At 64.3% G+C, this 868-nt stretch carries 1 protein-coding gene; it reads left to right on the top strand.

All coding sequences use genetic code 11. The features are described 5' to 3' along the window. Positions 1 to 809: integrase core domain-containing protein (locus NKJ20_RS34050; protein ID WP_352749972.1), on the top strand; the 809-nt coding region annotated here is incomplete at its 5' end. Positions 810 to 868: the final 59 nt, after the last annotated feature.

The raw sequence follows: 868 nt of genomic DNA, 5'->3' as shown, positions 1-868 counted from the left end.
CGGTGACGGGCATCCTGCGCCGCAACGGCGTCGAGCTGGGTGCGCTCGGTGGCGGCGCCAAAGCGTTCATCCGCTTCGAGCATGCCGCACCCAACGACCTGTGGCAGATGGACTTCAAGGGCCATGTGCCGTTGCGCGCCGGCCGGCTGCATCCGCTGACCGTGCTCGACGATCATTCGCGGTTCTCGCTGGTGCTGGAAGCTTGCCCCGACCAGACCACCCAAACCGTGCAAACGCGCCTGATCGCGGCCTTCCGGCGCTACGGTCTGCCGTGGCGCATCGCCACCGACAATGGCCCGCCATGGGGCGATGGTGGCCGCAACAACTTCACGCTGCTCACCGTCTGGCTAATCGAGGCCAGCGTCGCCGTCAGCCACTCCAGGCCTTGCCATCCGCAGACGCTGGGCAAGGACGAGCGCTTCCATCGCTCGCTCAAGGCCGAGGCGCTGCAGGGGCCACCCTTCGCCGATCTCGCCAAGGCTCAGGATGCCTTCGATCGCTGGCGCCATATCTACAACGTCCAGCGTCCCCACGACGCGCTGGACGGCGGCGTGCCGCTCGACCGCTACCGGGCTTCGCAGCGTCAGTATCGCGAAACGGTCGAGCCGTTCGAATACGCCAAGGACGATCTTATCCGACGCGTTCAGCAGCATGGCTTCGTCTCTATTCTCGGCCGCAAAATGCGCCTGTGCAGAGCCTTCGCCGGAAAATCGGTTGCCTTCCGTCCGACCGCCAAGGACGGCCTCTTCGACGCCTGGTTCAGGCACCAGAAAATAGAAACCATCGACCTCAACGCAAGCAACAGATAGGGTGGGAAACTGTTCGCGATGTCCTCGCACACCTGTTCGCGATGTCTCCGGTCCAAACA

It is taken from the genome of Mesorhizobium sp. M0185 (genome assembly GCF_040322175.1).
GTDB lineage: Bacteria > Pseudomonadota > Alphaproteobacteria > Rhizobiales > Rhizobiaceae > Mesorhizobium.
Note: the sequence above shows the minus strand (reverse complement) of the source record. Positions and strands in the feature narration are given on the sequence as shown.